19 protein-coding genes are annotated in these 21,104 nt (G+C 45.8%); 7 read left to right on the forward strand and 12 right to left on the reverse strand.

From position 1 onward, the window contains the following. Window positions 1-27: 27 nt before the first annotated feature. On the reverse strand, window positions 28-243 hold the full coding sequence (locus tag PLE7327_RS15220) for a DUF2997 domain-containing protein (RefSeq protein ID WP_015144701.1): 216 nt from the start codon (window positions 241-243) through the stop codon (window positions 28-30). A gap of 294 nt (window positions 244-537) precedes the next feature. Between PLE7327_RS15220 and PLE7327_RS15225 the strand changes: the two genes are divergently transcribed. After that, the gene (locus PLE7327_RS15225) at window positions 538-1,533 is read left to right on the forward strand and encodes a saccharopine dehydrogenase-like oxidoreductase (RefSeq protein WP_015144702.1); all 996 of its coding nucleotides are present in this window, start codon (window positions 538-540) and stop codon (window positions 1,531-1,533) included. A 240-nt stretch (window positions 1,534-1,773) separates the two neighbouring features. Here the strand turns inward: PLE7327_RS15225 and PLE7327_RS15230 are convergent, their stop codons facing one another. The 3 genes from PLE7327_RS15230 to PLE7327_RS15240 all read right to left on the reverse strand — a co-directional run bounded on the left by PLE7327_RS15230 (window position 1,774) and on the right by PLE7327_RS15240 (window position 4,625). Next, window positions 1,774-2,367: an ACP phosphodiesterase gene (locus tag PLE7327_RS15230; RefSeq protein WP_015144703.1), complete on the reverse strand. Its 594-nt coding sequence runs from the start codon at window positions 2,365-2,367 to the stop codon at window positions 1,774-1,776. Further along, entirely contained in the window at window positions 2,367-3,308 is a 942-nt protein-coding gene (gene crtR / locus PLE7327_RS15235; RefSeq protein WP_015144704.1) for a beta-carotene hydroxylase, read from the reverse strand. Before crtR ends, PLE7327_RS15230 begins: the two co-directional genes overlap by 1 nt. A 153-nt stretch (window positions 3,309-3,461) precedes the next feature. Continuing rightward, entirely contained in the window at window positions 3,462-4,625 is a 1,164-nt protein-coding gene (locus tag PLE7327_RS15240) for a quinone-dependent dihydroorotate dehydrogenase (protein ID WP_015144705.1), read from the reverse strand. A gap of 330 nt (window positions 4,626-4,955) precedes the next feature. Between PLE7327_RS15240 and PLE7327_RS15245 the strand changes: the two genes are divergently transcribed. Next, window positions 4,956-5,507, forward strand: coding sequence for a hypothetical protein (locus PLE7327_RS15245; protein ID WP_015144706.1), 552 nt, complete (start codon window positions 4,956-4,958; stop codon window positions 5,505-5,507). 11 nt (window positions 5,508-5,518) lie between these two features. On the opposite strand, the gene PLE7327_RS15250 is transcribed toward PLE7327_RS15245, so the two are convergent. Together PLE7327_RS15250 and PLE7327_RS15260 are read right to left on the reverse strand one after the other, a co-directional pair. Continuing rightward, window positions 5,519-6,430 (reverse strand): IS982 family transposase, encoded by a 912-nt coding sequence (locus PLE7327_RS15250; protein WP_015143165.1) that lies wholly within the window; start codon window positions 6,428-6,430, stop codon window positions 5,519-5,521. A 394-nt stretch (window positions 6,431-6,824) separates the two neighbouring features. Continuing rightward, window positions 6,825-7,199, reverse strand: a complete 375-nt coding sequence (locus PLE7327_RS15260; protein WP_015144707.1) for a cytochrome c — start codon at window positions 7,197-7,199, stop codon at window positions 6,825-6,827. 285 nt (window positions 7,200-7,484) lie between these two features. On the opposite strand from PLE7327_RS15260, the gene petG reads away from it, so the two are divergent. Then, window positions 7,485-7,601, forward strand: a complete 117-nt coding sequence (gene petG / locus PLE7327_RS15265) for a cytochrome b6-f complex subunit V (RefSeq protein WP_015144708.1) — start codon at window positions 7,485-7,487, stop codon at window positions 7,599-7,601. Between the two features lie 48 nt (window positions 7,602-7,649). Here the strand turns inward: petG and PLE7327_RS15270 are convergent, their stop codons facing one another. Continuing rightward, a complete protein-coding gene (locus PLE7327_RS15270) occupies window positions 7,650-8,174 on the reverse strand; it encodes a bifunctional alanine racemase/tRNA (adenosine(37)-N6)-threonylcarbamoyltransferase complex ATPase subunit type 1 TsaE (protein ID WP_015144709.1) in 525 nt (174 codons plus the stop codon). A 105-nt stretch (window positions 8,175-8,279) separates the two neighbouring features. After that, complete coding sequence (yvcK, locus tag PLE7327_RS15275) at window positions 8,280-9,656, reverse strand: gluconeogenesis factor YvcK family protein (protein ID WP_015144710.1); 1,377 nt, start codon at window positions 9,654-9,656, stop codon at window positions 8,280-8,282. Window positions 9,657-9,661: 5 nt separating this feature from the next. On the opposite strand from yvcK, the gene ruvC reads away from it, so the two are divergent. Then, window positions 9,662-10,279: a crossover junction endodeoxyribonuclease RuvC gene (gene ruvC / locus PLE7327_RS15280; RefSeq protein ID WP_015144711.1), complete on the forward strand. Its 618-nt coding sequence runs from the start codon at window positions 9,662-9,664 to the stop codon at window positions 10,277-10,279. A 75-nt stretch (window positions 10,280-10,354) separates the two neighbouring features. On the opposite strand, the gene PLE7327_RS15285 is transcribed toward ruvC, so the two are convergent. Further along, on the reverse strand, window positions 10,355-12,667 hold the full coding sequence (locus PLE7327_RS15285; protein WP_015144712.1) for an IMS domain-containing protein: 2,313 nt from the start codon (window positions 12,665-12,667) through the stop codon (window positions 10,355-10,357). Window positions 12,668-13,097: 430 nt separating this feature from the next. Between PLE7327_RS15285 and pdhA the strand changes: the two genes are divergently transcribed. Next, complete coding sequence (gene pdhA / locus PLE7327_RS15290) at window positions 13,098-14,132, forward strand: pyruvate dehydrogenase (acetyl-transferring) E1 component subunit alpha (protein WP_015144713.1); 1,035 nt, start codon at window positions 13,098-13,100, stop codon at window positions 14,130-14,132. Between the two features lie 367 nt (window positions 14,133-14,499). Continuing rightward, a complete protein-coding gene (gene secA / locus PLE7327_RS15295) occupies window positions 14,500-17,310 on the forward strand; it encodes a preprotein translocase subunit SecA (protein ID WP_015144714.1) in 2,811 nt (936 codons plus the stop codon). 30 nt (window positions 17,311-17,340) lie between these two features. On the opposite strand, the gene PLE7327_RS15300 is transcribed toward secA, so the two are convergent. After that, window positions 17,341-18,282: a DUF3365 domain-containing protein gene (locus PLE7327_RS15300; protein ID WP_015144715.1), complete on the reverse strand. Its 942-nt coding sequence runs from the start codon at window positions 18,280-18,282 to the stop codon at window positions 17,341-17,343. Between the two features lie 162 nt (window positions 18,283-18,444). On the opposite strand from PLE7327_RS15300, the gene PLE7327_RS15305 reads away from it, so the two are divergent. Further along, window positions 18,445-19,239, forward strand: coding sequence for a phosphate/phosphite/phosphonate ABC transporter substrate-binding protein (locus tag PLE7327_RS15305; RefSeq protein ID WP_015144716.1), 795 nt, complete (start codon window positions 18,445-18,447; stop codon window positions 19,237-19,239). Between the two features lie 75 nt (window positions 19,240-19,314). Here PLE7327_RS15305 and PLE7327_RS15310 read toward each other — a convergent pair whose 3' ends face one another. After that, window positions 19,315-19,776 carry an Hsp20/alpha crystallin family protein gene (locus PLE7327_RS15310; protein WP_015144717.1) on the reverse strand — a complete coding sequence of 154 codons (462 nt, stop codon included), beginning with the start codon at window positions 19,774-19,776 and terminating at the stop codon, window positions 19,315-19,317. A gap of 226 nt (window positions 19,777-20,002) precedes the next feature. Next, window positions 20,003-21,094, reverse strand: coding sequence for a redox-regulated ATPase YchF (ychF, locus tag PLE7327_RS15315; protein WP_015144718.1), 1,092 nt, complete (start codon window positions 21,092-21,094; stop codon window positions 20,003-20,005). Window positions 21,095-21,104 lie beyond the last annotated feature (10 nt).

The following is a 21,104-nucleotide window of genomic DNA, read 5'->3' on the forward strand; positions in this document are numbered from 1 at the left end:
TTTAGAAAAGGTAAATTTTAGAAAAAATTACCAGTTGCTAAAACTAGCCTGATTAGTGGCTCTAGCTGACTGGTTGACGGCTTGGGAGTAATATTCGGAAGTGTTCTCCTGGGAAACCACCTGTCCGAGTTGAGTTTCGATCGCCGCAGTCACCTCTTGACAAGAAGACCCAACGATGCCCGTCACAGTTTCTTTCACTCGACCATCGGGATAGATAATGAACTCTAAGGTTTCCATATTCATGTTCGATCCCTTCCTACTCCTCTATTTCTAGCTCTGCTGTTTTTTAGGAGACGACTATATTGCTTTGCTTAGCCCTATACAATAATCTTGAGCAACCGTAGCAATATGAATCAGATTTTAGCAAAATTTAATATTTACTGAGACATCTACTTTTATTGTTTGTAAGTTTCGCTTAACTTTTCATTTCAGTCAAGAGCAAAAAATTCTCAAAAATGCTGAGTGCAACAAAAATATACAGATCGAGCAAGCAGCAGCCTTAGATAATAAAAATCGGTCTAGGTAACGAGAAGAGAAATGATGAGTACAGACAAAGTTATCCGAGTAGGGGTTTTAGGGTTTGGAGGATTAGGACAAGCGGCTGCCAGAGTTCTCGAACCTAAGATAGAGATGAAATGGGTAGCAGTTGCCGATCGCAAGGGATATGCTTACAATGAGATGGGCTTGGATGGAGATGCTTGTATTGCCGCTTGTCGGGATAAAGGATCGGTGGGATATGTACGACCCTACGGAACGCTCGCTAGCAATAGTATTCAAGAATTATTAGCCAAGGCAAATACAGACGGTTATTTCCTCGCCTTGCCCAACTTGCCAAATACTTTTATGGCAGATGTCGCGCGGATGTTCATCCAATCCGGTTGGCGAGGCGTTTTGGTAGATGCGCTCAAACGTACCAGTGCGGTAGAGCAATTATTGCAGTTGCGAGGCGAACTACAAGCAGTAGGCATTACTTACATGACGGGATGCGGGGCAACGCCAGGACTGCTAACGGCGGCAGCAGCGCTTGCCGCTCAAAGTTATGCAGAAATTCACAGCGTTAAAATTACCTTTGGAGTAGGAATCGCTAACTGGGAAGCTTATCGGGCAACCATTCGCGAAGATATCGCCCATTTACCAGGCTACAACGTAGAAAAAGCCAGGGCAATGAGCGATGCTGAGGTAGAGATGCTCTTAGATAAAACCAATGGAATTTTGGCGCTAGAAAACATGGAACATGCCGACGATATCATACTAGAGTTAGCAGGAATCTGTCCGCGCGATCGCGTTTCGGTTGGCGGTGTCGTCGATACCCGCAATCCCAAAAAGCCACTCAGTACCCATGTTAAGGTAGCGGGACGGACATTCGAGGGCAAAATTTCTACCCATACCTTTACGCTAGGCGACGAAACCAGCATGGCAGCTAATGTTTGCGGTCCCGCTTTCGGCTATCTTAAAGCTGGCATTGCTTTGCACCGTCGCGGAATTTACGGGTTGTTTACCGCAGCAGAAGTTATGCCTCAGTTTGTTAAGTAAGTGGAAAGTCACCTAGATTTTAGGAGCGCAGACATAACACTGGCATGCTTGTTCGGAGCTTGCACCACTTACAGAATAATTAAAGGTTCGGTCTGGTAAGATCGAATCTGTAGTGCGCTCATCGTAGCGTGCGCGTAAGCGCATACGTCCCACTCGCAAGCAAGACGCTCGCACTATGATTACGGTTGTTCGATTGGATTTATTCTAATGAAGAGAAAATCGAGTTAGATATGCGATCGCCTAAAAATACGGACGGTTAGTTTCAACGTAATTAATAATTTCTGGAAAGAAACTCAGAAAATCTAGCTCGATTTCATCATAATTTTTTAAGAGTTCGTCTTGAGCTAGTGCCAGACTATTTGCTCTTTTAATCCGTCGAGACAAACGCTGACAAGCTAGATCGATCCCTTCGATTTTTTTATACAAAACTAACCAGTTTTCAGAAATCATTACGGGCAGATTTCTTTGCAGTCTTTCGGGTAAAATATTCCTATTCTTCTCTAAAATTTTATAAATCTTATCGGCAAATTCTTCTAGAGACTCTTTTGAGAATTGCGACCAGTTTTTAGCCAAAAAATGATCGTAAAAAATATCTATTATAACACCGGAAAAATGGCGATGAATTTTGCTGAGGCGCTGTTTACTTTCTTTGTAAAAATAGTGAGTATCAGTAAAAAAGTCTACTCGTCGATGAGTCTCAATTCCCTTGAGTATGCTTTCACTATAATGAGTTTTGTATCTTTCTAGAGAACCTTTAACAAAATCGCCAAGCAAATTGCCAATGCGAGATTCTGGCGTATCTTCTGCTAGAAATAAATGAGCCAAATAATTCATTAATTTAAGGTCTGTTGACTCTTTTTCAAGCACAAGGTTTGCGTCTCTACATCTAGTTGTTTTGACTTTTTATGATGAAAACGAATGCCTAAAAACACATCATAAAGGAAACTCCAAAAGTTTTTTCTCTCCAGTAAACCTAGAGATTGATCGCATCCTTTGGCATCTAAAAGCGGTTTGGTAGCATAATAGGCAGCTTGATATTTATACCAAGGAATCGAGGGCCACAGATGATGAATGAGGTGATAATTTTGTCCGAGAATGAGAAGATTGAGGATAGAGTTGGGATAGACTCTCGCATTTTTCCAGCGATCGCGCTCTTGAAAAGGACGATGGGGTAGATAATCAAAAAAAAGCCCTAGCGCTAACCCTACTACTAAAGCTGGAACGAACCAAAAGTTCATAATATAGCCAATAAAACCATAGTGGCATCCCAGAAAAACAACTGTGATAAGAAACAGTCGGCTTAAAAACCATTCAAGCAACTCATAATTGCGCCACAAACGCCGCTTGAAGAAAAAAACTTCATGATAAAAAAAGCGTGCCGCAATTAACCACAAAGGTCCCCCAGTAGAGACAAAATGGTCGGGATCGTTTTCGGGATCGTTGACGTGAGCGTGGTGTTGCAAGTGTACTCTGGTAAATACGGGAAAGGCAAATCCCAACATCAGCGCGCTGCCGTGTCCCAGAATAGCATTAAGAATTCGGTTTCGATGGGCGCTGTTGTGAGATGCATCATGAATGACCGTACCTGCTAAATGCAAAGCCAGAACATTAAAACAAAAACAGCACCAATCCCACCAATCCCACAACCAATAACCACAAACTGAAAAAACAATTAGCCCTAAAGCTGCTAAAAACATGATCGCAGTAGGATTTAATCCATCGGGCGCTTTTAGAAACTCTTTGGGCACCGTCAGCAGCATCTGGGCCGACTGCATCGTTGTTGTTGCTCCTTTTTATCCTTTGTTTATCCTTCCCTCGCGTAGTTTACAATACAACGGCTATTAGATAAAGATTTGTAACATTATCTCATCTAATATGTAACAGCTAGATAAATAAGTTACTAATTGTCATTTGTTCTTTGTCATGCGTCATTGGGATTGGGGGAAAGGGGAAAGGGTAAAGTCTTCCGCACTACCGACTGCTTGCGAAAGATGCGTGAAACCTTGTGCTTCTAATCTGGTAACTAATCCTTCTAGAATGCGACGTACCATCCAAGGTCCTTCATAAATCCAACCCGTATAGACTTGTAGCAGACTCGCACCAGCCGTAATTTTTTCCCAGGCATCATCGGGGGTAAAAATACCTCCAACCCCAATAATTGGGAGTTTACCTTGGGTTTTGTGCCAAATAAAGCGGATTATCTCTGTAGAGCGCTGGCGCACGGGAGTGCCGCTAATTCCTCCGGCTTCGTCTTTAATATCTTTCCCCGTCGCTTCGAGAATTTGGGTTTTAAGTCCGTCTCGTCGAGTCGTGGTGTTGGTGGCAATAATACCAGCTAAATTATAGGCTTTCGCTAAGTCTAGGATAGTCGCGATCGCATCCCCATCCAAGTCGGGAGAGATTTTAATTAATAGCGGCTTACTGCCCCGATTTTCTGCAACCAATGCTGCCAAAATGGGTTCGAGTTGTTCTCCTGCTTGGAGCGATCGCAATCCTGGCGTATTGGGAGAACTCACGTTCGCAACAAAATAATCAGCCCAATCTCTCAGATAGCGAAAACTTTCCACATAATCCTCTGCTGCCTCCTCCAATGGAGTTATTTTAGACTTACACAGATTAATCCCGATAGGAATGCGACGAGGCTGTCTTTGCCAAGCTTGTCGCAGGGTTTTTGACATAGCTTCTGCGCCTTGATTGTTCGCTCCCATGCGATTTAGGATGGCTCGATCCAACGGCAGGCGAAACAAGCGAGGACGAGGATTGCCAGGTTGCGGGTGAAGCGTTACTGCTCCTAATTCTGCAAACCCAAAACCCAAACTATTCCAGATTCCAGCCGCTACTCCATCTTTATCGCAACCCGGAGCCAAACCGACGGGATTATCAAAATTAAGTCCCCACAAGGTTTGTGAGAGTCGCGGCTCGCTGTAGACAAAGGATTGCTCGCATTGTTTCAGCACCCAGCCTCCCCAAACAGAATGACGCGATCGCTCTATCCGATTTAGAGTTTTGAGGAGTTGCTGATGCGCCCCCTCTGGATTGTTTTTAGCAGCAGCGAAAATGAGTGGATATAAAGGTTGCGCGAAATTAAACATAGAAGAATAGTTGGGAAGTGAGATTGGTAAGTAGTAATTTTACTGATTTTCGTACAGATTTTTCCGTAGAAATAACCAGTGATTTATAAAGTCTTTAAGATCTTACTATTTTCATTTTAGTAAATCTTCGAGATCGAGACTATTTTAAAGGCATAAATAATTGACTCGTTCCGAATTTATTGATTTCTTTTCAGTATTTTCTCGATATTTTCTCTTGAAAAGATGTTTTTTTGGTAAAAAATGATTCTCTTGGATGACATGATAACAATAACTGGGCAGACTAGAATTAAGGCAAAATAATCAGTTTAAAAAGTAAGGAGAAATCAAAAAATGAAAAGGATATTCAAACTAAGACTAGCAATTTCTGTGGCTGGTTTTGCTATTGCTGGTTTGCTTTTTTCTAAAGCAGCCGAGGCAGTTACCCTGTATAGAGTTTCACAAGAAACTGCTGTCAACAGCAGCAACTACAATCTCTTGGGGTATATTAAACCTTTTGTTACGACACAAACAGTTAGCCAGTACTACAATTACAAAAACTCCTCGTTTGGTGGTTCTAATATTCAACTTGTCAACGATCGCTCGCATCTCTTTTTAGTTCAGGCAAAAGATGGTTTAGCCCTTTTCTCAGTTCATAATTCACCAGCTACCTCAGATAGAACTGGTGGTAATGCACGAATGCAATTTGATTTGTTGGGAGATCCTAACAAAGCCTCGTTTATGGTGAGAGACGATGCAAGCGATACATATCTCGTAAATGGTACGGTTATAAACGCCGCTAATTCGACTTTAAGAGGCGATACTTTTACCACAGCCCAAAATTGGCAACCCGGTAAAACAGATGGCTTTGCAATTGGTTCTCTCAACGACAACTGGACAACGTGAGTTCGATAAGGTTAAAAGACGGCAGGAGGAAGGGCTGGTAAGCCTGAGGGTTCTAAATCGAGAGAAGGTTTTTTGGGTAGGTAAGTGTAAGCTATCAATCCAGCTAAGAGATTGACTAGAAAATTCCAAACACTTCGGTGTCTCGAATGCTCGATTTGAGAAATGTTCTTGAGTTGGTCATTGACGGTTTCAATCAAGGCTCGTTTACGCAACAAAATTTTGTCGATTAACCGCACTAACTGCTGTTTCATCTTTTTCTTGCGTCGTGTAATCAGTTCGAGTCCTCGCTGGTAAAGTTGCTCAAATAGCTCTTGAGAAATATAACCGCGATCGCCAAATAACTTACCAATCAGATCTTGAGTTAAGTCAGGTACAGGCTTACGGTCGTCAGTATTACCTGGGGTTAACTTAAAAGCCAGCAACTCGCCTCGTTGGTTAATAATTAGGTGCAGCTTAAACCCATAGTGCCAACCGACAGAGTTTTTGCCCCAGCCCACCAAACCTTCAAACACACGATGGCTCTTGGAACGGCAAGGATGACATACCTCGATTGGGGTCGAATCAATGAATGAAATGCCAGTTACTTCTCCTCGACGGGTCTGTACAAAGTAGCACAACAGCATCAACGACCAAGGCATCAATTCCACAAAACGAGTATAACTGACCAGATGAGGAAAAGCTTTGCGCCAGCCCGGTAGAACTTGTCGTAGGTAAAATTCTTTGAAGGTACGATAGCCAGAGCCATGAAAAGCAATCACAATCGTCATTACTTCACTCAAGCTTAAACGAGAGCGACACAATCGTTCCCCACTCTGAGCCGTCAATAGAGGGATTGAAAGCCAATGTCGTTCAAAAGTTTGATAGAAGTCGTCTACCTCACAAAATATTTGAGTAATATCGAGACGAGATACAATATCTGTCATAGCTGAGATGTCTATAGAGTAAGCATTTTGAGTTTACATCTCAGCTTTTCTTTTGCCTAGATTTTTCCGTCGAACTCACGTTGGACAATGTTTGCTCGCTTCACTGCCCGGACAAACTTAAATTCCTGGACTGCCTATTCGCAAGATGGAGCGAATATTTCGCTTGCCCTGGAGAATAACCGGAGAGTAAAAATAGATAAGGTTGAGATCCCCGAACCTACTGCTAAATTAAGTCTGCTTGCGGTTGGCGCGCTTGGGGTTGGTACTTCGGCACTGAGACGCAAAAAAGATTGCGAGTAAATCAAAATAATCTGGCCTATGAATCAATGACAAAATTCACCAACCATACCTCTTACCGTCTTTTACAAAAAAAGAGCTGGTAAGAGGATAATAGTTAGAGTTGCTCTAAATAACTCAGCAAATCTGCCATTTCCTGAGTACTTGGCTGAAATTTTGGCATAGGAGGGGTTTTCCCGCTGATGACTTGCTCGATCAAGCGAACTTTAGATTTGCGTTTGGGAACGTGGTGCAAGCTCGGTCCTACATTACCATCAGCTCGCAATCCATGACATCCCGCACAGTTGATTTGAAAGATTGCGTGACCCCTATCTCGATCGCCAGCGAGGGATAAAACTTTTAGCACGTAGGGATCGGAAACCCTGCTGAAATGTATTCCCAGAGCGATCCCGATAACTAGCAAAGCCAAAGCTACTGCTACCCAAATCAATCGCTGTGCCAAAACTTTAGGTTGCGCTAACTGATTATCCACTGGTCATTTCAACAGGTCGCTCTTCTGTTAACATTTTGCAATGTTTTAGGAGTCAAATGCTACTTTTATTAAACACATGTAACAGTTTGACGGCGAAGTCTTGCATATTATAAAAATAACTTAAGATTATGAGAGCGATCGCGCAGAATCGCATTAAGAAATAAAAATGATTGGCGCTGCGATCGCCGAACTATCCGATTGCTAGGTCGCAGTAGAATTGGGCGACATTCTCGGATAGGATAGAAACATACAAACAGGCATAACTATGATACAAGGAGAAATACCGTGATCGAACCCCTGCTTCTGGGAATCGTTTTAGGTCTAATTTTCATCACGTTGGCTGGTCTATTTTTTGCTGCCTATATGCAATACAAGCGCGGCAATCAGCTTGGGATCGATTAATCATCCCTCGTGAATGATGAATGATGAGTTACAAAAATTCAGAATCTATCATTCATCATTCAGTTGGCAGTTAATGGTTATTTGCTTCGAAAGCGATCGCTTCGCAAACATTCTCGACAAGTCAAAGTCTAATTCTCCTACCAACCGTAACTTGGCTTGGCGCTGAAAATCTTCCCTAAAGCTTAGTTCGATGTCGAGATAGTTGGGAGGATGGTAGGGCAGACGTTCCGCCCACTCGATCGCTACAATTCCTGGCACCACCTCTATCCCTTCCCAATAGACATCTAAATAGAGTCCCTCAACTTCTTTTGGCTGCAAGCGGTATAAATCGAAATGATACAGCGGCAAACGCCCCTCGGTATATTCGTTAATGAGAGCAAAGGTAGGACTGAGTACGGTGTCTTTTATGCCTAACCCTTCTCCGAGTCCTTGAACTAAAGTTGTTTTCCCAGCGCCTAAATCTCCTCTCAGTAAAACGACACTTCCAGCAGGCAAAGACTCTCCTAAGATTTTGCCTAAATGTCGAGTTGTTTGGGGATCGGGCAAAAGAATTGTCGCTGACTGAAAAGTCATATTGTGCTTCTAGTCTTGATAAGATTAACTACCTTCTGCCTTAAAACTATCAGCCGTGTACCTCATCCAAAAGAGAACTGCTATCACTAATAAGCAAACGCCGAATTATCTGCCGCTGTACCACCGCAACAAGACTCTAGCTAATCGATGGGGATCGTGACGCACATAACCCGTTTCTTCATCTTCATCCATAACGTTAGCCAACACGACGCGGCATCCTAAATTAGAAACCTCCTCTCGATCCAAGAAAACGGGATGGCAATTTTCCTGTGCGTAGCGTAGCAAAGATTGAGGAGAAGGGGATTTTCGCTGGACGAGGACGGCATCAAAGACTCGTTTGCCGCAGACGCGATCGATCGCTCGAATATGCTCGGCAACGGTATATCCTTCGGTTTCTCCGGGTTGGGTCATAATATTGCAGACGTAGATGCGAGGCACTTTAGCATTAGCGATCGCCTCTCGAATTCTCGGTACTAACAAATTGGGAATGACGCTAGTATATAGGCTACCTGGTCCGATAATAATATAATCCGCCTCCTCGATCGCCCGAATGGCTGCGGGTAAGGCTGGAGGAGCGGTTGGATGACAGCCAATTTGACGAATCTGTCCTTTAGCTTTGGTAATATTAGACTCTCCTTGAATTAAGCGCCCATCAGCCAATTCAGCCCATAGACTCACGTCGCTGAGAGTAGCGGGTAACACCTTGCCTCGCACTGCCAAAACTTGGGAACTAGCAGCGATCGCTTTTTCTAGATCTCCTGCAATCTCAGTCATAGCAGTCAGAAACAAATTGCCAAAACTATGACCGCTCAATCCGTCGCCCGCCTGAAAGCGATATTGAAACAATTCCGTGAGCAGCTTTTCCTCATCTGCCAAGGCAGCAATGCAGTTGCGAATATCTCCGGGCGGCAGCACGCCGATTTCCCGTCGCAGTCGTCCGGAAGAGCCGCCGTCATCGGCAACAGTGACGATTGCGGTAATATTGGCGCTATACTGTTTCAGACCCCTGAGCAAAGTAGAAAGCCCCGTTCCGCCGCCAATAGCAACGATTTTGGGTCCTCGATTCAAGCGGCGATGGGCGAGCAGGACATCCACCAGTTCGCGATCGCTATCGGGCTGAAGCGCTTCCGTAATCGAGCCAACCGTGCGAGTTTGTCCCCAGAAAATGAGAAACAGTCCCAAGGCGAAGGCGAGCGGTCCGGAGACATAGCTGGGAACGGTATTGGTAATGGTTCCTAAGACTGCGGAGACAAATTCAATCAAGCGATAAATGGGAGTCAGCTTGATCCAAATCGCCAATCCTAGAGCGGTGAGGACAACACCAATAGCGCTGATAACCAACCAACGCTTGACCAATAATCCGGGCGATAGCCACTTGAACCATCGGTTAAATTGTTTGGGGGTTCGTCTGCCAACAGCAGCCAACTTTCCCCTATCTGACTTAAGTTTGCGCAAAGCGTGTTTTAATAGACCGATTGACATAACCGATGACTAACGAGAAAACCGTCGTCAAAAAGACTCTAACTGACTCTGAAGCAATCTCTCAAGTATTTTTAACAATCGGCTTGATGAAAAAACGAATTTTAGGACTCGATCCGGGAATAGCAATTGTTGGATTTGGCACAATTGTATGTCAGAGTGCAGACAATTGGGCGATTGCCGTTAGGAATCGACAGATTCGACCGTGGCAACCCTCCCCCGAACCCGTTCGATTACTGGAGTTCGGGGCGATCGAGACTCCTGCTGCCACCCCGGATGGAGAGCGTCTGGCAACCATCTATGAAGATTTACGCACGCTCCTCAAAGAAAGTCGTCCCGATTTAGTCGCGATCGAAAAACTATTTTTTTACCGCATGAACAATACGATCGCCGTTGCTCAGGCACGAGGCGTATTGTTGCTAGCCCTGGCCATAGAAAAGATTCCCTATGTAGAATTTACTCCCGCTCAAGTCAAACAAGCTCTCACCGGGCATGGTAATGCCAAAAAGTCCGAAGTTCAGGCTGCTGTGGCGCGAGAGTTGAATTTAGCCGTCATTCCTCAACCCGACGATGCTGCCGATGCTTTGGCTGTCGCTTTAACTGCTTGGTTTCATTCCCAGTTTTGAAGCGAGCGACCTTCCCATACCCCAGTACGCGAGCGGATAAGTCTCGCTCCCTAGCTTTTCTAGCGATTTTCTTGTCTATCTAAGAACTTGGCTACTTTGAATCAGCCAGCGACCTTGTTGGCGAACCAATTCATAACGAACCCGTATGCTGTAATCGTCGGATTGTCCGCGATTCAACTGTCCGTTTTGATAGTAGTTGGCAATTTCTCTAACCGATGCCTCTACCGTAGCGCGATCGGGGTTTTGCGTGTCGGTTTTGAGGGAGCGGACTTGCATCTGGTGTTGATAGTGCCAGTAATTGTTACTTCCTTTTAGTTTTGCCACGCGATCGCGCCACTGAGATAGCAAAGTTCCCGTTAAAATCTCGTCCAATTTCTCTACCTGGTGCTGGCTCCCCATTGCTTGAGATTTAACCGTTAACCAAGTTTGGATAACTTGCTCGGCTCCCTGCTGGGTTAGAACTTCTGGGGGGATAACCACCTGTGCGTCTGCTGGCGGAATCGCGATTGGAGGTCGATTGAGCGCGATCGATAATTGTTCTCCTTTGAGAGCATTTAGAGGAGAACTGCTCGCTTCAAACCACTTATTCACCAAGCCAAAAGCTCCTACCCCGAATACAACCGCCGCCGCTCCCAACAGCAAGCGCTGCCTCCGAGAAGACGACCGAGAGCGATTTCTACGTCGCGGAGAACGAAAGGACGGGCGTTGTCGTTCTGGATCGCGTTTTTTTGGAGGACTCGATCGTCTTCTGCGGTGAGAAGGTGGCTCTAGGGTTGGCTGGCGATAACCCGTCACGACCAATTGCTCTCTAGAGAGTTCTGGCGGCTCTTCTGCATAGCCGCTGAAATTTACCGTACCTCTTTCATAGGTACGGGGGTTGGCTGCTAACACGGCAGTCGTTCGCCCGCCAGAGGTTGCAGCGAGCGTCTTCGTTTCTCCATAATATCGAGAGCGGCTGAGCGCCGATCTGGAGGTTCTCGTTCTTCTTTCCTGGAAGTTCTGTTGTCTTCCAGCTTGATTTTTCGCCATTGTTTCTCCTATTGCGTGTTGAGGATTGACTGGTGAGGGCTGCTCTTGTTCGCCAGAGCTAGTTGGTAACTGCTCTAGGTATTCTTGTACCTCTTTATCGGCAAAGTATTGCTTGATAGAGGCTGTCTGATTTGCTAGGTCTCGAAAATGGGAAAAGACTTCGGTTTGCAGCCAACGTTCTCCATAGACGCATAAACCTCGCAATAGATCGGGTTCTCCTTGGGAGCGATCGCGAATGAAGGCTAGCGGTTCTTCTTCCTTGCTGCCTTCTAGCGCTCGACTCGCCTCTTCTGTTTGACCTAGCAGCAGGGCGCACATGGCTTGCTCTAGATAAACGTCTTGCCGCTCGCTTAACTCACAGAGAAGGTCTTTAGCCCGAACGATTAGAGCGGGTTTTTTTTCGGCAAATCCTCTCCCGATTAAGGCATAAATAGCGAGATATTTGCCGACGGTTGAAGGGCGTTGAGCTTCCGCTTCAAACAAGTCTTGCTGTTCTTGGGCGGTTAAATAAATTCTGATTTGCTGGATAAAGCGCAGACAGTCATCGATTCCTAACCCAGAGCGATCGTCGCCTTTGCCGTCAATCCCGCCGCGCTCTTGCAGCATGTCTTTGAGTAGCTTCAACCCTTTGTTTCTCTCTGCTTTTCTCTCTTCTTCAAGGGCTAGTAACTCTAAAATCCGATAGGGTCTTAACTTATACAGCTCCGTGCGAATTTCTGCCCATACGCTTGGGAAAAGGTGTTCTTTCTCTAGCAGTTCAAGCCCTTTGCTTCCCAATTCCGCTGCTGTTTCGTATTCTCCTCGCTGCCAATGCTCTCTACCCAACTCCCAGTAGGCTAAAGCTAAGGTTAGGATGATATCGCTCTTAACTGCCTGTAGTGTCTTTGGGTCTTCCGGGTCGGGACTGACTTGTTGGGGGTTGTTGAGAAAAGGATAGCCCAAATTGAGAACTTGCTCGTATTCTCCCAGGTCTTGAAGGATTAGTAGCGCTCCAACAAATTGCTCTGGGGCAATTTCAATCGAGAAGGCGGGGCGTTCGGGGACACTTTTTTGCGATTCGTCCGTCTCATTTACAGATGACTCGTTATTTTGTTGCGCTGGTGCTTTTTCTTCCGCTTTTTCTGAGTTGGTTTTCTCTTTCTCTAGAAAATTTTCCTCGTATTCAGCTCGTTTTTGGGAATCGCAGAGAACTTGATATGCCATCTCTAGCAATTGTTTGCGAGCAGCGATCGCGATGCCGCTATATTCCCATCTTGTCGGCAACTGCAAGTTACGGTCGCGGTAAGCTTGATTCAATAGCTCGTCCGTTACCCGAACCGGTATTCCCAAAATTCTGTAGTAGTCGAGCGGAATTCGCACGGTTAGTTTCCTCAGGTCGGAGTTATCAAAAATTTAATTTGCACAAAAATTTTACTCCTTCTTGGTCTCTGTAGCCGACAAGCTTTAGGATATTTCAGAATATCTGGCAAAATTTTAGCTCAAACACTTGGGATTGGTAAAAAAATCTTTAAAAATTTATATCTTATTGGCAGCAAGGCTCCGCCGATCGCAACAAAACCCATCTAATCTTAAACCGCTGTTATCCCAAAACTGGGTCGGATTCAGTCAAAGACTAAGTTTCTGGGGCAGTACATAGATTCATTCTTCGGACTAGATGCCGTATCCGAAAAAGTATGATAAAGTTCATGGTAAAATGTTGCGAATTTACTTTACTTGATTTTTTAGGCTTTCTATTCTAGAAAAACATCGCAATCGCTAACTGCTAACTGAATTTAAAGATTTAGGCTTTATGGTTTCCGAACGCATTCTACCCGAATTTAATACGGCTTCAGTCCGGATTACTAAAGAAGAAGGATTGCTTCTTTATGAGGACATGATTCTCGGACGCTTTTTTGAAGACAAATGTGCTGAGATGTACTATCGGGGCAAAATGTTTGGTTTTGTCCACCTCTACAACGGACAGGAAGCCATCTCGACCGGAATTATCAGAGCTTTGCGCCGCGATCGAGATTATGTTTGCAGTACCTACCGCGATCACGTCCACGCGCTTAGTTGCGGAGTTCCGGCCAGAGAGGTCATGGCTGAGTTGTTTGGCAAAGAAACTGGCTGTAGCAAAGGTCGCGGCGGCTCGATGCACCTGTTCTCTGCCCAACACCGACTCTTAGGCGGCTATGCGTTTGTCGCCGAAGGCATTCCCGTGGCGACGGGCGCTGCCTTTCAATCGAAGTATAGACGAGAAGTGATGGGAGATGAGAGTGCCGATCTCGTCACTGTCTGTTTCTTTGGCGATGGGGCAAGCAATAACGGTCAGTTTTTTGAATGTTTGAATATGGCTGCCCTTTGGAAACTCCCGATTATCTACGTTGTCGAGAATAATAAATGGGCAATTGGGATGGCGCACGATCGCGCCACCTCTCAACCGGAAATTTATAAGAAAGCTAGCGTCTTCCAAATGCCGGGAGTAGAAGTCGATGGAATGGACGTTTTGGCAGTTCGCAGCGTCGCTCAAGAAGCCATTGCCCGCGCCCGCGCCGGCGAAGGACCCACTCTAATCGAGGCGTTGACCTATCGCTTTCGAGGTCACTCCCTTGCCGATCCCGACGAATTGCGATCGCAGGACGAAAAACAATTTTGGGGAGCACGCGATCCGATTAAAAAATTTGCCGCCTATCTGTTCGAGCACAACTTAGCCGAGCATGAAGAACTCAAGGAGATCGAGCGTCGCGTTCAAGCAATCATAGACGATGCCGTTCAATTCGCACAAGAAAGCCCAGAACCCGATCCCAGCGAACTTTACCGCTATGTCTTCGCTGAGGACGAATAGAATGACAAGGAAAGAATAACGGGGCAAGACAAAAATTTATAGCATTGTTGCAGGGGTGCAAGGCTTTGCACCCCTACTTATCATTGGCGATGACTTGGTAGAAGGTTGGGATTTCCGTAAAGCCTGAAAGAGGGAGAAAATGATACCATAATTATTGATTCTCCGTCATCGGTCAATTCTCGCGAATGACCAAAACAATTCTCAATTCACAATTCGCAATTGACTATTCACCCATCAAGAGGGTATATGTCCCCACGGAAATCAAAGATTCAGTGGTCGAGAGCGGTGACGAGCAGCTCGCCGATTGTAATTGTGAATTGCTACTTGCCAATTGCTAATTGGTCTGACATCCCGATAAGAAACTGCCATGCTATTAAAAAGTTTATTAGGCGACCCCAACGCACGTAAGATCAAAAAACTTCAGCCGCTGGTTACTGACATTAACCTTCTCGAAGAAGACATTAAAAAGCTTTCTGACGAAGAACTCAAGCAGAAAACGGCAGAGTTTAAGCAAAAACTAGAAAAAGCCAGAAGCGATCGCGAACTAGAAGACATCTTAGACGAGATCCTCCCCGAAGCCTTTGCCGTAGTTCGAGAAGCTGCCGTTCGCGTTTTGGGAATGCGTCACTTCGACGTGCAATTACTTGGGGGTATCGTCCTGCATCAAGGGCAAATTGCCGAGATGAAAACCGGGGAAGGGAAAACCCTAGTAGCAACCCTTCCTGCCTATCTCAACGGCTTGACGGGGAAGGGCGTACACATCGTTACGGTTAACGACTACCTCGCTCGCCGCGATGCTGAATGGATGGGACAAGTCCATCGTTTTCTGGGGCTGAGCGTAGGCTTGATCCAAGCGGGAATGAATCCAGAAGAGAAAAAGAGAAACTACGCCTGCGATATTACCTACACCACCAACAGCGAACTAGGCTTTGACTACCTGCGAGACAATATGGCGCCGTCAATGTCAGAAGTGGTGCAGCGTCCCTTCAACTACTGCATCATCGACGAAGTAGACTCGATTCTCATCGACGAAGCCCGAACGCCATTGATTATCTCCGGACAGATAGAACGCCCGACGGAAAAATATCTCAAGGCGGCAGAAATCGCCCAACAACTGGTCAAACAAGTCGATGAAAGTCAACCGGGCGATTACGAAGTCGATGAAAAAGCCCGCAATATTCTCATGACTGATGAGGGTTTTGAAAAAGCCGAGCAACTATTGGGAGTTCAAGACTTATACGATCAAAATAACCCCTGGGCGCATTACATTTTCAACGCCATTAAGGCCAAAGAACTCTTTATCAAAGACGTAAACTATATCGTCCGCAATGGAGAAGTAGTCATTGTGGATGAATTCACCGGACGGGTATTGCCAGGGCGACGTTGGAGCGACGGCTTGCACCAGGCGATCGAAGCTAAAGAAAGGGTAGAGATTCAACCGGAAACTCAAACCCTGGCAACCATTACCTATCAGAACTTCTTCCTGCTCTATCCCAAACTGTCGGGGATGACAGGTACTGCCAAGACCGAAGAAACCGAATTGGAAAAGGTCTATAATCTACAGGTGACGGTTATTCCGACTAACCGACCTTCTAGACGCTACGATATGCCAGATGTGGTCTACAAAAACGAGCGGGGCAAGTGGATAGCCGTAGCAGAAGAATGTGAAGAAATGCACAAAATAGGTCGTCCGGTGTTGGTGGGAACGACCAGCGTCGAAAAATCAGAATTGCTCTCTCGCTTACTCCAAGAAAAGAAAATTCCTCACAACCTGCTCAATGCTCGCCCTGAAAACGTGGAACGGGAATCGGAAATTGTAGCACAAGCTGGACGCAAAGGCGCTGTCACCATCGCTACCAACATGGCAGGTCGAGGTACCGATATTATCTTGGGCGGTAACGCAGACTACATGGCGCGATTGAAGATCCGAGAATATTTAATGCCCAAGATTGTCCGACCGGAAGACGACGATGCCCTGGGGGTTAGCGTTCCCGGAGTCGGCGGGCGCAACCGCCCTCAAGGCTTTGCTCCCGGCAAGAAAGTCAAAACTTGGAAGGCATCGCCTCAAATTTTTCCCACCGAGCTATCTAAAGATACCCAAAAGCTGCTCAAAGATGTGGTGAAGTTTGCAGTAGACCAATACGGAGAGCAGAGTTTAACGGAACTGGAAGCTGAAGAAAAAGTAGCGATCGCGGCAGAAAACGCTCCCGTCGACGATCCCGTCATTCAAAAACTGCGGGAAGCGTACAAACTCATTCGCCGAGAATACGAAGAGTATACCAGTAGAGAACATGACGAAGTCGTAGAACTGGGAGGACTGCACGTAATCGGAACCGAACGCCACGAATCTCGCCGCATCGACAACCAATTAAGAGGTCGGGCGGCGCGACAAGGCGACCCCGGTTCGACGCGGTTCTTCCTGAGTTTGGAAGACAACTTGCTGAGGATCTTTGGCGGCGATCGCGTTGCCGGTTTGATGACCGCCTTGCGAGTCGAAGAAGACATGCCCATCGAATCCAAGATGCTCACCGGATCGCTGGAAGGGGCGCAGAAAAAAGTAGAAACCTACTACTACGACATCCGCAAACAGGTATTCGAGTACGACGAGGTAATGAACAATCAGCGTCGGGCAATTTACGCCGAACGTCGTCGAGTGTTGGAAGGACTGGATCTCAAAGAACAGGTTCTCCAGTACGCCGAGAAGACGATGGACGAGATCGTCGATGCTTACGTCAATCCCGAACTTCCTCCCGAAGAATGGGACTTAGAAGGTCTGGTAAATAAAGCCAAGGAGTTTGTCTATCTTTTGGAAGATGTCGAGGTTTCCGATATTGCTGACATGAGCGTCAGCGAGATCAAAAACTTCCTGCACGAAGAAGTTCGCAAAGCCTACGATATCAAGGAAGACCAAGTAGATAAAGTTCGTCCGGGACTGATGCGCGAAGCGGAGCGTTTCTTTATCTTGCAGCAAATCGATACCCTCTGGCGCGAACATTTACAAGCAATGGACGCCTTGCGCGAGTCGATCGGATTGCGTGGGTACGGACAAAAAGACCCCCTAATCGAGTACAAACAGGAAGGCTATGAGATGTTCCTAGAGATGATGATCGATATTCGCCGGAACGTCGTCTATTCTCTGTTCCAATTCCAGCCGCAAGGTCAGCCGCAAACGGTATAATTTCTGTCAGGGCGTACTTGCCGTACGCCCTTACTGCTGTGACTCTGAATTGAGCATATTCATCGCAATTTCTAGACTGACTTTCATGCGGTTGAGAGAAGCTGCAAGAATGCCAATTTCATCGTCGGCTGGATGTTTAAACTCTCCAGATAAATCGCCGGTACTGACTCTTTGAGCCACTTGAGACATTTTTTTGAGAGGATCGGTCACTGTCTTTTTCAGGAAGAGGTTAATTAGGACAATCGTTAGTAGCAGGAATGCACTAAGAATGCCGATGACTGAAAACTGTAACCGTCGCGCTGCCTGAAAGACTATACTAGCAGGAACTGAAATCATTTGCGCTCCTACAATTTCGTTTAATTTCCAGCCATAACCATTCTTATCGCCGTAGGTAGTAATTTGACTTGGAGGAGCTAGTTCTGGCGCACTGTGACACCGCAAACAACTCTCCTGAGAAACAGCGAGAGGACGAGCGATATAAAAGATATCGCCACCGGGAAGGGAACGAAAACCAGTCTTTTCTTTTAAAGTGGGTTGAGTGCGAAAAGTTTCCACAATTTGAGTTTCAAATTCGTCGGCTTTATCTCTTAAATTTGTAGGATTTAACGTCGCCTCTTTATAGAAAAAATCTTGATATTCTTTACGAGTTCTTAGGCGTTCAAAAACTTCGCGAGCCGAATAAGCAGGAACGGTTTGAGGCAAAAATTCGGCTTCGGTTTCTAGTCTAGGAGCTAATTCTGGATTTACCTGAGTACTGGTGTAGTGCCTGACTGAACTCATCGTTTCTATTAATAAAAAAGCTTTGTCAGTAACAATTTGTTCTGCATTTCGATTCAAAATTATCGATAACAATAATCCACTGACAGAAACGACGAGAAAAAAGATAAATACCAAAAGCAAATTGAGTTTTGTCCCCAGATTGAGTTTAGTTCCTATATTAAGTTTTGTACCGAGCTTAAAAAGTCTTAGCATCTATAAACTCCTGAAAAAAATTAAAATTGTTATAGTTCATTTGTAATCTGCCTAAAATTGTAAACGCAAAGATCCGATCGCATTTCTTAAAGCTTGTTAAATATGTTGCTCAAGCGCTTCCTGCTTTTATCATTTCTGATGCTCGCAGTAGGGTGTAAGCCGATGAGTCCCCCCTCATCGGGACAATTGACTATAGGAGTCATTAGTTTTGAAGAAAGCGATCGCTCGGTCGAACAATACTCCGAGCTAAAAAATTATTTAGGTAGCGTACTGAAGAGCTTGGTGGAATTAGAGCCAGCCTACAACGAACTCAAAGCGATCGATCAAATTAAGCGCAAGCGCTGGGATATCGTCTTTGCTCCGCCGGGATTAGCCGCGATCGCAATTTCTCAAGCGCAATACGTGCCTCTGTTTCCGACAGAAGGAGCATTAAAAACTCGTTCGGTTATCATTGTCCTCAAAGATAATCCGATCGAAAACCTCAATCAGCTAGCCGGAAAGACAATTGCATTGGGTCAACCGGGTTCTGCGACGGGATATTATTTACCTATCTACAACCTGTATGGGTTGACATTAGCCGAAGTCCGTTTGGCAGCAACGCCAAAAAACGTCCTCGAATTAATTGCTAATCGAGAAGTCGCAGCAGGAGCCATGTCGCTAGCAGAATTCAACCAGTATCGCTCCAAGTTTCCTGGCGTTCGCTTTCGCATTCTCCATACAGATTCTCATATAGTTCCGAGCGGAGCCGTTTTAGTCTCGTCCGACCTAGATCCGGCTCAAAAAGACCAAATTCGCGAGACGCTATCAAAAGTTTCGCCCGCGATCGCATCTTCTGCGGGATACATTACCAACGCTCCTCCCCCAGATTACCAATATCTCATAGCAGTCGTCGATCGAGTAGTTCCCATTGCCGAACGCATCAGACAGAAGCCAGCACCGCTATACGAACAAAAATAATTACAACAGGATCGGCAGGGAATTTGTGTTGCCAATCCTGCTGGGTGCAATGAGTGGCTAACTCAACTAAATCTATTAACCGACATTAACCTTGATGACTTTGTGTTTTTCTTCTTCGGTTTTCGGCAAGGTAAGGTTCAAAATTCCGTTTTTGTATTCGGCTTGAACTTTGTCGGTTTGAATGTGGGCAGGTAACGGAATCGTTCGCTCGAACTTGCCATAATAGAATTCGGAGCGAGTAACTCCTTTTCCTTCAGTCTTGGTTTCAGACTTGCGCTCGCCGCTAATCGAAACCGAGTCGGCGGTCACTTCAACGTTGAGATCTTTGGCTTCTAAACCGGGGACTTCGAGTTTGAGGTGAATCTCGCTGTCCGTTTCTTCCATTTCAGCAGCAGGAACGCCAAAGGAAAGCGCTCTTTCGCCATCGGGCATCAATCTTTCAAACAAGCGATTCATGCGCTGTTGTAAGCTTTCCATTTCCCGCCAGGGTTCCCAACGTTCGATTTCCCGAAAAGGTTCCCAACGAATGAGTGCCATAACTACACCTCCAAGATTAGAGCTTTTGTCTCAGGAGACTCGATCTCAAACTTCCTGGCTTCTAGGAAATTGGTAAAGTTTTTAATTTCAGGAAGCTCGCTTTCAAGCCCCCAATTCAAAACTAGCAAGAGAATCTAGGTATCGTAGGTTCGGTTTTGTGACCGTCAGCGATCGCAATTTCCGTACCAAAATTCTTCCAATCGAATTCCCATCAATCCAATGGGGATTAAGCACCCGTTCGGAATAACATCACATCCCCTTCCTGCACGACATAATCCTTACCTTCGCTGCGAACTAAGCCTTTTTCTCTTGCTGCCGCCATACTGCCTGCTGCGACTAAATCCTCGTAGGAAATCGTTTCTGCGCGAATAAATTTTTTCTCAAAATCGGAGTGAATAACCCCTGCCGCTTGCGGTGCTTTCATACCAGCACGAATCGTCCAAGCGCGAGATTCTTGTGGACCCGTGGTTAAATAAGTGCGCAATCCTAATAGTTCGTAAGTCGCCTTGATTAAGGATTTTAGCCCTCCTTCTTCCACGCCAAGGGCAGCCAGATAATCCGCTCGCTCCCCTTCAGATAGATCGACTAATTCTGCTTCGACTTGAGCAGAGACGACGACAACTTTCGAGCCTTCTGCGGCGGCAACTTGTTTGACTTTCTCTACCCACTCATTCCCTTGTGCCAAATCTTCTTCGGATACGTTAGCAGCATAGATGATGGGTTTACCCGTCAGCAGTCCCAATGATTTAATGGCTTCTGCCTCTTCTTCGCTTAAGTCAACCTGACGGGCGGATTTACCTTCATTCAAAGCAGCGCTTAATTTTTCCAAGGCTCTCAGTTCGATTTGCGCCTCTTTGCTATTCCTGGCTTGCTTGCGAGTGCGATCGATGCGGCGTTCTACCTGCGCCAAATCTGCCAAAGCTAGCTCTAAATTAATTACCTCGATATCCCGCACGGGATCGACAGAACCAGAAACGTGAATGATATCGTCGTTCTCGAAACAGCGTACTACATGAACGATCGCGTCTACTTCTCGAATGTTGGCAAGAAATTGATTGCCTAGCCCTTCGCCTTTGCTTGCGCCTTTAACTAAGCCTGCAATATCGACAAATTCGATCCGCGTCGGCACAATTTTTTCAGAATGGGAGAGTTTTGCCAACACTTGCAAACGTTCGTCGGGAACTGATACAACCCCAACATTAGGTTCGATGGTACAAAAGGGGAAGTTGGCAGCCTCAGCTTTGGCATTGGCAACCAAGGCATTGAATAAGGTGGATTTACCAACGTTGGGAAGTCCAACAATTCCGGCTGTAAGCATAGTCAGTTAA

The sequence above is a fragment of the Pleurocapsa sp. PCC 7327 genome (assembly GCF_000317025.1).
GTDB lineage: Bacteria > Cyanobacteriota > Cyanobacteriia > Cyanobacteriales > Microcystaceae > Hydrococcus.